Annotated in this window: 11 protein-coding genes; 3 read left to right on the top strand and 8 right to left on the bottom strand. The window is 68.3% G+C overall.

Annotated elements, in window-relative coordinates; translation table 11 throughout:
• Positions 1 to 136: 136 nt before the first annotated feature.
• The 6 genes from lnt to OG716_RS09245 all read right to left on the bottom strand — a co-directional run bounded on the left by lnt (position 137) and on the right by OG716_RS09245 (position 7342).
• Complete coding sequence (lnt, locus tag OG716_RS09270) at positions 137 to 1792, bottom strand: apolipoprotein N-acyltransferase (protein ID WP_405139599.1); 1656 nt, start codon at positions 1790 to 1792, stop codon at positions 137 to 139.
• A gap of 316 nt (positions 1793 to 2108) precedes the next feature.
• Complete coding sequence (locus OG716_RS09265) at positions 2109 to 3704, bottom strand: amidohydrolase (RefSeq protein WP_405137245.1); 1596 nt, start codon at positions 3702 to 3704, stop codon at positions 2109 to 2111.
• A gap of 78 nt (positions 3705 to 3782) precedes the next feature.
• Positions 3783 to 4568 carry an alpha/beta fold hydrolase gene (locus OG716_RS09260; protein ID WP_405137244.1) on the bottom strand — a complete coding sequence of 262 codons (786 nt, stop codon included), beginning with the start codon at positions 4566 to 4568 and terminating at the stop codon, positions 3783 to 3785.
• Between the two features lie 39 nt (positions 4569 to 4607).
• Positions 4608 to 5102 carry an FxsA family protein gene (locus OG716_RS09255; protein WP_355121568.1) on the bottom strand — a complete coding sequence of 165 codons (495 nt, stop codon included), beginning with the start codon at positions 5100 to 5102 and terminating at the stop codon, positions 4608 to 4610.
• A 296-nt stretch (positions 5103 to 5398) separates the two neighbouring features.
• Positions 5399 to 6061 (bottom strand): response regulator, encoded by a 663-nt coding sequence (locus tag OG716_RS09250; RefSeq protein WP_405137243.1) that lies wholly within the window; start codon positions 6059 to 6061, stop codon positions 5399 to 5401.
• A 27-nt stretch (positions 6062 to 6088) separates the two neighbouring features.
• A complete protein-coding gene (locus OG716_RS09245; protein ID WP_405137242.1) occupies positions 6089 to 7342 on the bottom strand; it encodes a sensor histidine kinase in 1254 nt (417 codons plus the stop codon).
• 568 nt (positions 7343 to 7910) lie between these two features.
• On the opposite strand from OG716_RS09245, the gene OG716_RS09240 reads away from it, so the two are divergent.
• Entirely contained in the window at positions 7911 to 8678 is a 768-nt protein-coding gene (locus tag OG716_RS09240; RefSeq protein WP_405137241.1) for a TSUP family transporter, read from the top strand.
• On the opposite strand, the gene OG716_RS09235 is transcribed toward OG716_RS09240, so the two are convergent.
• On the bottom strand, positions 8675 to 9688 hold the full coding sequence (locus OG716_RS09235) for a TetR family transcriptional regulator (protein WP_405137240.1): 1014 nt from the start codon (positions 9686 to 9688) through the stop codon (positions 8675 to 8677). The two genes, OG716_RS09240 and OG716_RS09235, sit on opposite strands and share 4 nt — an antisense overlap.
• Positions 9689 to 9875: 187 nt before the next feature.
• On the opposite strand from OG716_RS09235, the gene OG716_RS09230 reads away from it, so the two are divergent.
• Both OG716_RS09230 and OG716_RS09225 read left to right on the top strand, forming a co-directional pair.
• Positions 9876 to 11402, top strand: a complete 1527-nt coding sequence (locus OG716_RS09230) for a TldD/PmbA family protein (RefSeq protein ID WP_405137239.1) — start codon at positions 9876 to 9878, stop codon at positions 11400 to 11402.
• 16 nt (positions 11403 to 11418) lie between these two features.
• A complete protein-coding gene (locus tag OG716_RS09225) occupies positions 11419 to 12822 on the top strand; it encodes a metallopeptidase TldD-related protein (RefSeq protein ID WP_405137238.1) in 1404 nt (467 codons plus the stop codon).
• On the opposite strand, the gene OG716_RS09220 is transcribed toward OG716_RS09225, so the two are convergent.
• A complete protein-coding gene (locus OG716_RS09220; RefSeq protein ID WP_405137237.1) occupies positions 12806 to 13213 on the bottom strand; it encodes a MerR family DNA-binding transcriptional regulator in 408 nt (135 codons plus the stop codon). The two genes, OG716_RS09225 and OG716_RS09220, sit on opposite strands and share 17 nt — an antisense overlap.
• Positions 13214 to 13216: the final 3 nt, after the last annotated feature.

Here is a 13216-nt window from a genome sequence, read left to right as displayed (position 1 = left end):
CATATCGGTCAGACGACAGACCGCAGCTAAATATTGGCGAACATGTATCGCCGAAGCGGGACGGCCCTCGTCACACGTGCCCGCTATGTTCTACACCGAATACTCACGGTGTTCTACACCGAATACTCACGGTGTCCTACACCGACTGCGTACCGCCGGTTCCCTCCGCATCGACCGGCGCCGCAGGGGTGCGCGGCCGCCGTCGAATCACCGCCGCCACTGCGACGGCCGCGGCCAGGATACACAGAATGCGCTCCGGCGCGGGGCCCAAACGGGTGGCGAGTGTCGTGTCCGTGCGCAGCGGCAGGGTGGCCACCAGCGCGGCCGGCACGAACTGCGGCGTCTGCTGCTGAATGGTGCCGTCGGCGGTGATCATGGCGCTGACACCGGTGGTCACCGAAACCACCACGGCGCGACCGTGCTCCACCGCGCGAATGCGCGACATGGCCAGCTGCTGATAGGTCATCTCGCTGTGGCCGAAGGTCGCATTGTTGGAGGGCACCGTCAGAATCTGCGCGCCCGCCTGCACGGCCTCCTCGAAGGCGCGATCGAAGGCGACCTCGTAGCAGGTGGCCACGCCGATCGCGACGGGTGCGCCGCCGCTCGCGGGCTGCGCATGCACCACGCCGTCACCCTTGCCTGGGACGAAATAGCCCGCCCGGTCGGCGTATTCGGAGAAGTGCCGGAAGAAGCCGCGATACGGGAGGTACTCACCGAACGGCTGGATGATCTTCTTGTCGTGCCGTTCGCCCGGACCGTCGGCATCCCACACGATGACCGAATTGGTGGTGGTGCGATCGTCATTGACGAGCACCGCGCCGACCAGGATGGGCGCCTTGATATCTCGCACGGTCTGCGTGATGAGGTCGTAGGCGTCGTCATTGCGGAGTGGATCGATATCGGACGAATTCTCCGGCCAGATCACCACATCCGGCTGCGGGGCCTGCCCGGCCGCGACGGCCTTGGCGAGTTCCTCGGTGCGCTTGATGTGATAGTCGAGAACCGCACGGCGCTGGGCATTGAAGTCCAGTCCCAGCCGCGGCACGCTGCCCTGGATCGCGGCGACCGTGATCGGCCGGTTGCCGTCCTCCGGGCGGGGCAGCGCGGTCCGGAGGATCACTCCGGTGATCGGAACTATAGCGACAAGCATTGCCGCAGCAACAATCCGGTTCCACGATGTGAGACGTTGCACGCCCCATCTGGGACGATTCGGCTGCACCGCGTACGCCGCGCGCGCGGACGGCAGCAACCACACCGCGAGCGCCGCCAGCCCACCACCGGTGAGCGCCACCAGAAAACTCACCAGCGGTGCCCCGCCGACCATGGCAAACGGCAGATACCACCCATCGGCCTGCCCGAAAGCCAGCCTCCCCCAAGGAAATCCGCCGAACGGAAAACTCGACCGCCCCCACTCGGTCAGCGACCAGCCCAGCGCCACCCACACCGGCCACCCCGGCAGCCGCCCCACCAACCGGACGAACACCCCGAACAACCCCACATACACCGACAGCGCCGCAGACAGCGCAATCCACGGCACCGGCCCCACATAGATGCCCGTCCACGGCAGCAACGGCAGAAAGAACGCCAGCCCCGCCAGCATCCCGTACCCGAATCCGCCACGCAGCCGCCCACTCCCACGCACGGTCAGCACCAGCACCGCAATCCCCACCGGCGCCAGAAACCACAGCGTCCGCGGCGGAAAACTCGCGAACAGCAACAACCCCGCGATGACCGCGGTCACCGTCCGCGCGAGCACCGGACGCTTACGCAGCAACTCCACGAACCTGGCCATGAACTGGGTCACACCCGCGCGGTGCGCATCGCCATGATCGACTCCGGCATCGTCACTTCCAGCTGGATCAGCGTTTTCGACCGTCGATTCACCCACAACCCCAACACCTTCCGACGCCACACTCATCGCGCCCGATTCTCCCCGCGCGGGGCTGATCGCGCCGCCCGGCCCGTCAGCTTCGGGCAGCGCGGCGGCGCCGACGTGCGCAGATCCCTCGACGGCGTTGTCACTCACAGCGCGACCGGGCGAATCGGCACCCGGCTCCGTGTCCGGCGAGCCGGGAAGTGCTGGAGGAGAGGTGTTTTCGGGGGTGGGCTCAGAGGGCATGGAGGGTCGTCCCGCGGTGCACGGTGGTCAGGCAGCGGGGCAGGGGTGCGCCGGAGGTGAGGGGTGGGAGGCCGGGGACTCGGGAGCGGGGGTCGGTGGACCAGCGCTGGACTTTGTCGGAGGCGGCGGCGACCACGAGGTCTGTTGCTTCCCAGACGGCGTAGGAGGCGGGGGCGCCGGGGACCAGGGTTCCGGCGACGCCGTCACGGACGCCGCCGGCGCGCCAGGCGCCGCGGGTGGCGGCGGCGAAGGCGGCGCGCGGAGAGATCTGGTGGCCGGGGGTGCGGTGATTCGCGGCGGCGCGCAAGGCTTCCCACGGGTTCAGGATCGTGACGGGGGCGTCGGAGCCGATGGCGAGGGAGATGCCGGCGGCGGCCATGGCGGAGAAGGGGTTCAGGGTGGCGGCGCGGTCGGGGCCGAGGCGGGTGGCGTACATGCCGCCGGGGCCGCCCCAGGTGGCGTCGAAAGCCGGTTGGACGCTGGCGATTACGCCCCAGGCGGCGAGCTGGGCGATCTGGGCGGCGTCGAGCATTTCGGCGTGTTCGATGCGATGGCCGCGTGCGGCGAAGGCCGGGCCCCCGACCTGGGCGACCACGCGTTCGAAACCGGTGACCACCGCATCCATGGCGGCGTCGCCGATCACATGGAATCCGGCCTGGATACCGGCCTCGGTGCAGGCCAGGACATGTGCGGCAATGGCATCGGCGTCGAGGTAGGCGGTGCCGGTGCTGTCGTGGTCGGCGTAGGGATCGCGCAGCCAGGCGGTGTGCGAGCCGATCGAACCGTCGACGAACAGGTCGCCGCCGAGGGCGTGCACGCCGAGTTCCTTGATCAGGGTGCGGGCTTCGTCCGCGGTGCGCACGGCCTGACCCCAGTAGGCACGCACCTCCACACCGTGCTGGAACTCCAGCAGCTCACGCACATCGGTTTCGCCCGAGATATCGGGTCCGGCGCATTCGTGCACGGCGGCAATGCCATTGGCGGCCGCGGCATCGAGGGCGGCGCGGCGGGCGCGGTCACGCTGCGCCGGAGACAGTGCGCCCAGTGCGGCGGCGCGCACCCGGTGATGCGCCTCGCTGCGCAGCGGCTCGCCGCGAGTGAAGCCGGTCGCCTCGGTGATCGCCTCGACCGCATCCAGCAGCGGGGTCGAGACAACGGCCGAATGCGCGTCCACGCGAACCAGATACACGATCCGCCCGGGCGCGGCGGCATCGATTTCGGCGAGGGTGGGCGCACGCCCCTCGGCCCAGTCGGTCTCGTCCCAGCCATCGCCGAGCACCGGCCCGTCCGGATGCGCGGCCGCGTAGGCGGCCAGCAGCTCCAGACATTCGGCGAGGGAACCGGCCTGCGACAGATCGAGTCCGGTGAGCTTCAACCCCAGCGCCGTCACGTGCACGTGCGGATCCACGAATGCCGGTGCGACGAAGGCTCCGTCGAGTTCGATGACCTCGGCTTCGGGATGCAGCGCCCGCCCGGTGCGGTCCGCGCCGACCCACACCACGGTGCCGTCGGTGACCGCCATGGCCGTGGCGTCGGGATTACTCGAGCTGTAGATGCGACCGCCGACAAGCAACTGGGTACTCACGGATTTCAAGTCTGCCCCACACCCTCGCCTGGACCGCAACCGCACTCCACACACCGGACGTAGCTCACGCTCCGGGCGCTATTTCGGTTGCTGAACCTGCTTGGACAGGGCATTGATGGCGGCGGCGATATCGGCCGGGTGACTGAAGGGCAGTTTGTGATTGCCTTCGATCCACTGCACGGTGATGTCCGGATCGGCGACCTGCAGCACCTCGGCGCCCTCACGCCAGGTGCGGTTCACCCGCTCTGCCTTGGCATCGTGTCCGGTGGCCGTATCGGTCGCCAGCAGCATGGAGACCGGGCAGTCCAGCGCGCGATAGGTATCGAGCAGATGATGCTGACGGCGCTCGTCGACCTCGAGGGTGAGATCGGCGAAGGCATTGCCCGGCATCGCATAGCGGTAGGGGGTCAATCGCACGAGCAGCATGGCGAGCTTGGTGCCGAGACTGGTGACCGATGCCCGCATGGCCTTCGCATCGGTGACCAGCGGCTGCTGAATCGGCACCGCACCGTCGACGAGTACCAGCCCCGCCACGGTTCCCGGATGCGCCGCGGCATAGGCGAGCGCGAGATCGGCGCCCAGCGACCAGCCGATGAGAATCGGCCGGTCCGCCTGCACCTCGGCCAGCACGGCCTCGACGTCGGACAGGAAGTCCGCGACCTTGTATGTGCTTGCGGTGGAAGCTTTTCCGTGGCCGCGCAGATCGAAGGTGATGCTCTCATAGCCGGGCACGGCGGCAATGACTGCTTTCCACGCGACCTGGGTCGCACCGGCGCCGTTGATGAATACCAGCTGCGGGCCGGATCCCGAGCGCGTCACCGGCAAGGTGACATCGCCATGGGACACGGTCGTATCGCTCGACATGGAGTTATCTGTCCTTCGAGGTATTTCCGGGGTCTGTGGTCAGCGAGGATCGATGATCCGGTGGGCAGTGCCCTGGCCATCGTCGTAATACTCGGACACGACAGTAGCGTCGATGACTTCACCGTCGGGGTCGATGACCACATTGCGGTATCCGTTCGGACCGACCGCCATGGCCACCCGATTCAGGCGGCGCGCGGCGAAAGCGGCCACGACCGGGCGCACCAGGAACCGTGTGAACGGCACCAGGGCCACCAGACCGACCAGCGAGGTGAGCAGACCGGGCACGAACATCAGCACCGCGCCCACGGTGACCAGCGCGCCGTCGGCGACGGCGGTGGAAGGCTCGATCTCACCGCGCGAAGCCTTGCGGAAGTTCTCGAACACCCGGCGCCCCTGCGAGCGGACCAGGATCAGGCCCATGGCCGACCCCGCGATGAGCAGCAGAATCGTGGGAAAAACGCCGATGAGGTGGCCGAAGAACACCAGGGTGGCGATCTCGGCGATGAAGTACGCGGCAAACAGTAGTGCGGGCATGTGGCGATCCTTTCGGCGATCTACCCGTAGCAACGCCCGACCCCCCGATTTTTCTCCCGGCTGCGGCGTCGGTCACAGCGTAAGCGTGCGCAGCGCATCCGGCAGCGCCCGGTGCCGGGCCGTGCCGAGCGGGGCGAGGAACCGCGATTCCGCCGCCGTGCGCAGCACCTCGGCGGCGGTGAGCAGTTCGGTGCCGGTCGCCGCGCGCCCTATCCGATCGAGGTCGGGTCCTGGCTGCCGGAACAGATCATCGCCCCGATCCGCGAACAGACCCCGGCCCGAAGCAGCGGATCCGGTCAGGCGCTACCGGGCCTGACCAGGCCGGTTTCGTAGGCGAGGACCACGGCCTGGACGCGGTCGCGGAGGCCGAGTTTGGTGAGGACGCGGCCCACGTGGGTTTTGACGGTCGCTTCGGAGAGAAACAGGGTCGCCGCGATTTCGGCATTGGAACGGCCGACCGCGATGTGCTCGAGGACTTCACGCTCGCGGGCGGTCAGGGCGTCGAGGATGGCCGGGTCGCGTCCGGCAGCCGGATCGTCGGCGATGAGGCGGTCCAATAGTCGCTTGGTGACCTTCGGGGAGACGACGGCGTCTCCGGCGGCGACGCTGCGGATGGCGGAGACGAGGTCCTCGGGCGGGGTGTCCTTGAGCAGGAAACCGCTGGCCCCGGCGCGCAGTGCGCCCAGCGCGTGCTCATCGAGATCGAAGGTGGTCATGACGAGTACCCGGCTGCCGCAACCGGATTCGATAATGCGGGCGGTGGCGGTGACACCGTCGGTGACCGGCATCCGCACATCCATGAGCACAACGTCGGGGCGCAGTTCGGCGGTGCGGGAGATGGCGGTCGCGCCATTGTCGGCCTCCCCCACCACCTCGATGTCGGGGTGGGCGCCGAGCACCATCTTCAGCCCCGCGCGCATGAGTTCCTGATCGTCGACTACAAGTACGGTGATCGGCACGGGAACCAATCTATCGGTCGGGCAATCTCACTCACCGGCGGTGCGGTCGAGCGGGATGCCGGCGTGCACGGCCCAGCCGCCGGTAGCGTTCTTGCCGGTACTGAGGGTGCCGCCGAGCACGGCAATGCGTTCGCGCATGCCGACCAGGCCGAGTCCGCTGCCGGGGATGCGCGCTTCGGGACCGGAGGGTCCATCGACCCACGCACCCGAGCCGTTGCGCGGCACTCCCGGCCCGCACGCCGACGGACTCGAATCGGCGGCGGGCGCGGCCGGAGTGCCGCCGAAGTCGACGATATCGATCAGCACCTCGGTAGCACCGCGCGTGACCCGGACCTGGGCGCGCGGCGCGGGACCGGCGTGCCGGAGGGTATTGGTCAGCGATTCCTGCACGATCCGGTGGATGCCCAGGCTGACCTCCGGACTGACGGTATCGAGTTCCCCGCGCAGTTCCAGGGTCACCTCGAGCCCGGTATCGCGCATCATCTGCACCATTTTCGCAATGCCCGCGGTGCCGTGCTGCGGAAGTTCTTCCGGCGCATGCTCGATGCGCAGCAGTTCGACGGTGCGGCGCAGTTCGCGCAGCGCATCGCGACCGGTCCCGGCAATGATGGTCAGCGCCTTCTCCGCGGAATCCGGATCATGCCGCAGCGCATACCGCGCCCCGTCGGCCTGCACGATGATGACGCTCACCGCATGCGCCACCACATCGTGCAGCTCACGGGCGATGCGGGTGCGTTCGGCGGCCACCGCGTCGTGTGCGCGCCGTTCCCGGTCGTAATCGGCGACGGCCAGCCGCGCGGCGACCTCATTGTCGTACGCGTGCCGCGCGCCGACGAATTCGGCGAAGGTCCAGCACAGGGCGTAATACAGCGCGGTGAACGGGATATCCGTGCCGCCGGGCTTCCCGATCATCGCGTAGGACAGCAGGCTGTCGAGCAGCAGCGCGCCCAGATACCAGAGTCCTTCGCGGCGGCCCACATACGCGACCAGCGTGTAGAGCATGATGCCCAGCCCGAGCAGCGCCGGATGCACCGCCGTGTCATCCCCCGCGCCGTGCACCAGACTGGTGCTCATCGACAGCACCACCAGCACGATGGCCGCAGCCCGCGGATGTGTCCGCCGGAAGATGATCGGCAGCACCAGCGCCACACCCAGCACCAGATACGTGATCTTGTGCCGGCTCTCGCTCACCGCCAGCACATCGATGATCAGCAGCCCCAGCGCCAATATCGAATCGGCGATGAGCGGCTTCCCCCGCAGCCACAGACTGAACCGACGCATCTCCCCACCCTAAAGCCCAGCCCAGCCCCCGCCCGCCCCGCGTCGGTGACACCCACAGCACTCGCACAGCGCTCCTCGATACGCCGCAACCCCTGCCAGAGCTGCACGGACATACCCTGTGCGATCCGAACAAACGCGGCGTGTGTGATCGCACAGCGCTCGTCTGTACGCCGCAACCCGGGTCAGGGGCTGCGCGACGCGGACACACGCTGTGCGATCCGGACAGCTCGGCGTATGTGATCGCACAGCCTTCGTCTATGCGCCGCAACCCGGGTCAGGGGCTGCGCGACGCGGACACACGCTGTGCGATCCGGACAGCTCGGCGTATGTGATCGCACAGCGTTCGTCTATGCGCCGCAACCCGGGTCAGGGGCTGCGCGACGCGGACACACGCTGTGCGATCCGGACAGCTCGGCGTATGTGATCGCACAGCCTTCGTCTATGCGCCGCAACCCGGGTCAGGGCTGCAGGACGCGGACACGCGCTGCGCGATTCGGACAGCGCGGCGGCAATCACAGTGGCGGCCTCGCGGTTTGCCGGGTGGTGTCCGGTCTGATTGGGTCGCGGGATGGGTGTCGGTGACTGGGCGGTGTTGCTGAGTGCGGCTACGGCGGCGGGGTGGGTCGATGCCGTGGTGGGCGGGGGCGGGTTGATCGTGTTGCCGATGCTGTTCGTGGTGTTGCCGGGGCTGGCGCCGCAGACGGCGCTGGGCACCAACAAGATTGCGGCGTTCTCGGGGACGAGCGTGGCGGTGATCACCTTCGCGCGGAAGGTGCCCATCCGGTGGAAACTGCTGCTGCCGGGCGCGGTGCTCGCGGCGATCGCGGCGGCGTGCGGGTCGGCGGCGGTGGGGCTCATCGATCGGAAGTACTTCGTACCCATCGTCATGGTGGTGCTGGTCGGGGTCGCGATCTTCGTGACGCTGCGGCCCGCGATCGGCCTCACCATGGCCACCCATCCGCCCACCCGGCGCAAGACCCTGCTGGTGGTGGGCCTGGCCGCCGGGCTGATCGGCCTCTACGACGGCATTCTCGGCCCCGGCACCGGGACCTTTCTGATCATTACCTTCGCCACCCTGCTCGGCACCGAATTCGTGCGCGCCGCCGCGATGGCGAAGGTCATCAATTGTGGTTCGAATCTGGGTTCGCTGATCTTCCTGGCCTCGACCGGTCATGTGCTGTGGGGGCTGGGCCTGTCCATGGCGGTCGCGAATGTTGCCGGGTCCGTGGTCGGTTCACGCATGGCCCTGGCCCGCGGCGCGGGTTTCGTGCGTGTGGTGCTGCTGGTTGTGGTGGTGGCCATGGTGATTCGACTGGGCTGGCAGCAATTCGGTTAGACCAGAGACTTTTCCGAGGTGCGTAGCTCGTGTTCCTCGGGACGATAGGACTCGGCACGCTCCCCGTGGAACGTCTCGGTGCGCCGCAGGACCGCCGCACCGAGATGCCGGACCGGAACATCGTTGCGCGGCAGCCCATATGCCTCGCGCGGGGCGGCAGCGGTCTCGCGCGGGGCAGTAGCTGTCTCACGCGGGGCAGTAGCTGTCTCACGCGGGGCAGTAGCTGTCTCACGCGGGGCAGTAGCTGTCTCACGCGGGGCAGTAGCTGTCTCACGCGGAGCGGCGGCCGTCTCGCGCGGCGCGGCGACCATCCGGCCCGCAGGACTGTCGGGTACGACGGAAAGTTCCGCGCTGCCCGCCCGGATCCCACGATTGCCGTCGGCGTCCGCGGGCGCGGTCAGCCACGGCGCCAGCACCTTCGAGGTGGTCTCCTGGATTTTGCGTTGCAGCAGTTCGGGATCGTCGATGGCGCCGGTCTGGAACAGCACCGTGAGCGCACCCGAGACCGCGCCGATAACAGCGCCGACCAGTGCGGCCGAACCCACGTCGTCGAGCTCCTCCGGAAAGGCTGCCCGCAAATGTTTGGCAATCTCCTGCTGCGCGGCCAATTGCGCATGGGCGGCACGTCCGCTCACCGCCGGCACAGTGCGCGAAACCTGGGCGCGCAGTACCGCGATGCGGGCGGGCAGGGCGTCGCCGAGGTGTTCTCCCGGATTGTCACCGGCCGCACGCAGCGCGCGCAGCAGCACCTCGACCGGTCGTTCGCCCGGTCGTCTGGTGGCGATGGCCTGCGCCGCCGACTGGACCCGTTCGTCCGGTTCGGGGAACAGCAGTTCCTCTTTGCTGGCGAAGTAGTTGAAGAAGGTTCTGGTCCCGACTTCGGCCGCGGCGGCGATATCGGCGACGGTGGTCGCGTCATAGCCTCTGGCCTCGAATAGTTCGACGGCGGCCTCGAAAAGGGCGCGGCGGGTGCGTTCTCGTTTGCGGTCGCGAAGCGCGGATGGCGGCACGCGGGCAGACGCTACGGCATTCGAGCCCGAAAACGTGGCATGTACTGGGCTTGTCGCGTGCGTTTCCTGGTGTGCTTCTTCGCACTTCGTGCATCGTTGCAGCGTGTGCAGGTTTGCACCGTGCGAATTCCATAGGGCGGCAGCGTGTTGTTGATCGGCACCTGGGCCACCCTCTAGCGTGGTCGGGGTGAGCATCGCAACCAAGGTCGTGGACGAGCAGTTCCGCGCACTCCCCCTGGCAGCGCTTGCCGAAGCCGCCCTGTCGGCGGCGCGCGCGGCCGGGGCCGACTATGCCGATCTGCGGGTGCATCGACTTGCGCAGCAGTCCATCCGAATACGCGACGGCCGCGTCGAATCGGTGCGCGACAGCACCGATCTCGGCTTCGCGGTACGCGTCATCGTCGACGGCACCTGGGGTTTCGCCTCCCATGCCGACCTCACTCCGGAGGCGGCCGTGGAGGTCGCCCGGCGCGCCGTAACGGTTGCCAGCACGTTGCGGGCACTGAATCGCGAGCGGGTGGAGCTTGCCGACGAGCCCCGCTACGTCGACGCCGAGTACGTCTCGGCCTACGACGTCGACCCCTTCGCGGTCCCGACACCGGACAAAGTGGCACTGCTGCTGGACTATTCGGAGCGGCTCGGGGCCGCCGACGGCGTGGATCACGTGACGGCAACCGTGCTGCAGGTCAAGGAGCAGACCTACTACGCCGACACCCTCGGCTCGCGCATCACCCAGCAGCGGGTGCGACTGCATCCGCAGCTGGAAGCGATCACCGTCGACCCCTCGGCGGGCGTGTTCGAAACCATGCGCACCCTCGCCGCTCCCGCCGGGCGCGGCTGGGAGTACGTGACCGGCGCCGACGGAACCTGGGACTGGCACAGCGAACTCGCGCAGATCCCGGAGTGGCTGGCCGAGAAGGTGAAGGCCCCCACCGTCACCGCCGGACCCACCGATCTGGTCATCGATCCGACCAATCTGTGGCTGACCATTCACGAATCCATCGGCCACGCCACCGAGTACGACCGAGCGATCGGCTACGAATCCGCCTACGCCGGAACCTCCTTCGCCACCCCCGATCAGCTGGGCACCCTGCGCTACGGCACGCCGATCATGCATGTCACCGGCGACCGCACCCAGGAGCACGGCCTGGCCAGCGTCGGCTGGGACGATGAGGGCGTGGCGGGGCAGCGCTGGGATCTGGTGCGCGAGGGCACACTCGTGGGCTATCAACTCGATCGGGTGTTCGCGCCGCGACTGGGCCTGGAGCGTTCCAACGGCTGCTCCTACGCCGACTCCGCGCACCACGTGCCGATCCAGCGCATGGCCAATGTGTCCCTGCAACCCGATCCCGAGCGCGATACCTCGACCGCCGAGCTCATCTCCCGGGTGGAGAACGGCATCTATATCGTCGGCGACAAGTCCTGGTCGATCGATATGCAGCGCTACAACTTCCAGTTCACCGGCCAGCGCTTCTTCCGGATCCGCAACGGCGAGCTCGCCGGACAGCTGCGGGATGTCGCGTACCAGGCCACCACCACCGACTTCTGGGGATCGATGGAGGCCGTCGGCGGCCCGTCCACCTGGCAGCTCGGTGGCGCGTTCAATTGCGGTAAGGCACAGCCCGGCCAGGTCGCGGCGGTCTCGCACGGCTGCCCATCAGTCCTGGTGCGCGGCATCAATATTCTCAATACCCGCGCCGAAGCCGGGCAGTGAGGAAAGGACCGACACGATGAGCGTGCTCCCCGCCCCCGAGGTCGTCGACCGCGCGCTGCGTTCCTCGCGCGCCGATGAGGCCATGGTCATAGTCACCGACGCGCACGAGGCGTCACTGCGCTGGGCCGGAAATTCCATGACCACCAACGGTTCCTCGATCGCCCGGGACTGGGCGGTGGTGTCGGTGCTGCGCGATGGTTCCGGTGCGGCCCGCGTCGGCAGCGTCAGCTCCACCAGTGTGGACCCGGCCGATATCGAGGCCGTGGTGCGCGCCAGCGAGGAGGCCGCGCGCACCGCCGAACCGGCGCGCGACGCCATGCCGCTGCTCGATCCGGACAGTATCGACAAGGCCACCCTGGATTGGACGCTGGCGTGGGACGGCGCGCCCGGCGCCACCGATATCGCGGTATTCGCCGAGCTGGCACGCGATCTCGCGCCCGGCTTCGACGGCGCCGATCAGCTCTACGGTTTCGCCCATCACCAGGTGCACTCCACCTGGCTGGGCACCTCCACGGGAATTCGGCGTCGCTGGGTGCAGCCCACCGGATCGGTGGAGATCAATGGCAAGCGCGGTTCCGGCGAGGAGCTGGCCAGCGCCTGGGTCGGCACGGGCACCAGCGACTTCCAGAATGTCGATGTCCCAGGGCTGCTCGCCGAACTCTCGCGCCGGCTCGATTGGAGCAAGCGCCGGGTGGAGCTGCCCGCCGGCCGCTACGAGACGTTGCTGCCGCCCTCGGCCGTCGCCGATCTCATGATCTATCTGTCCTGGACCATGGAGGGCCGCGGTGCGCACGAGGGCCATACCGCGCTCTCCCGCGCGGGCGGCACCCGAATCGGTGAGCGGCTCAGCGATATTCCGCTGACCCTCTACTCCGATCCGAGTGCGGCCGGTCTGGAGTACCGCCCGTTCGTGGCCACCCCGGCGTCCTCGGAATCGCTGTCGGTCTTCGACAACGGCCTCAGCGCCCGGCGCGCCGACTGGGTGCGCGAGGGTGTCATCGAATCACTCGTCTACCCGCGCGCCACGGCGGCCGAATTCGATGCTCCCGTCACGCTTCCCGGTGAGAACCTGCTCATGACCGGTGGCAGCGACGCCTCGCTCGCGGAGATGATCGCGAATACCGAACGCGGGCTGCTGCTCACCTGCCTCTGGTACATCCGCGAGGTGGATCCGGCGACCCTGCTGCTCACCGGTCTCACCCGGGACGGGGTCTACCTGGTGGAGAACGGCGAGGTCACCGCGGCGGTGAACAACTTCCGCTTCAATGAATCACCGCTGGATCTGCTGCGCCGGGTGAGCGAGGCCGGACGCACCGAGATCACTCTCCCGCGCGAATGGAAGGACTGGTTCACCCGCACCGCCATGCCACCGCTGCGCATCCCGGACTTCCACATGTCCTCGGTCAGCCGGGCGACATAGCACCGGCGGGAACCGGCGATTCCGCTTGCACGCGGCGCACTTCCGCGACGTACCGGGCGACGGCGTCGCGATTGCGCTCCAGCACGTGAATGCGCTCGGTCATGCTGTCCCGCTCGAGTTCGAGCGTGGCCAGCATCTCCGGCGTGACATCGAAGGAGTGGATGGCGCGCGGGGTGAGCAGGCACGGCAGGATCTGCTTGATGATCCGCGTGTGCAGCCCCGCCGCCAGCATGCCGCGAATCTGCGGCACCCGATCGACCAGTTCGTCGTCGTCGCGGTAGCCATTGGCCTCGCGGCTGGAGAAGATCAGCCCCTGCTCCTCGTAGTACCGCAGCAGGCGGCGCGAGGTTTCCGTGCGCTGTGACAGCTCACCGATTCGCAGGTAACCCACATC

The organism is Nocardia sp. NBC_01388 (genome assembly GCF_045040085.1).
GTDB lineage: Bacteria > Actinomycetota > Actinomycetes > Mycobacteriales > Mycobacteriaceae > Nocardia.
Note: the sequence above shows the minus strand (reverse complement) of the source record. Positions and strands in the feature narration are given on the sequence as shown.

What these genes read in the sequence shown, in the direction of transcription:
- OG716_RS09225 (WP_405137238.1), top strand. Translation starts at nt 11,419, where the DNA reads ATGAGCGTGCTCCCCGCCCCCGAGGTCGTCGACCGCGCGCTGCGTTCC.
- OG716_RS09245 (WP_405137242.1), bottom strand. Translation starts at nt 7,342, where the DNA reads ATGCGTCGGTTCAGTCTGTGGCTGCGGGGGAAGCCGCTCATCGCCGAT.
- OG716_RS09260 (WP_405137244.1), bottom strand. Translation starts at nt 4,568, where the DNA reads ATGTCGAGCGATACGACCGTGTCCCATGGCGATGTCACCTTGCCGGTG.
- OG716_RS09255 (WP_355121568.1), bottom strand. Translation starts at nt 5,102, where the DNA reads ATGCCCGCACTACTGTTTGCCGCGTACTTCATCGCCGAGATCGCCACC.
- OG716_RS09240 (WP_405137241.1), top strand. Translation starts at nt 7,911, where the DNA reads ATGGGTGTCGGTGACTGGGCGGTGTTGCTGAGTGCGGCTACGGCGGCG.
- lnt (WP_405139599.1), bottom strand. Translation starts at nt 1,792, where the DNA reads ATGGCCAGGTTCGTGGAGTTGCTGCGTAAGCGTCCGGTGCTCGCGCGG.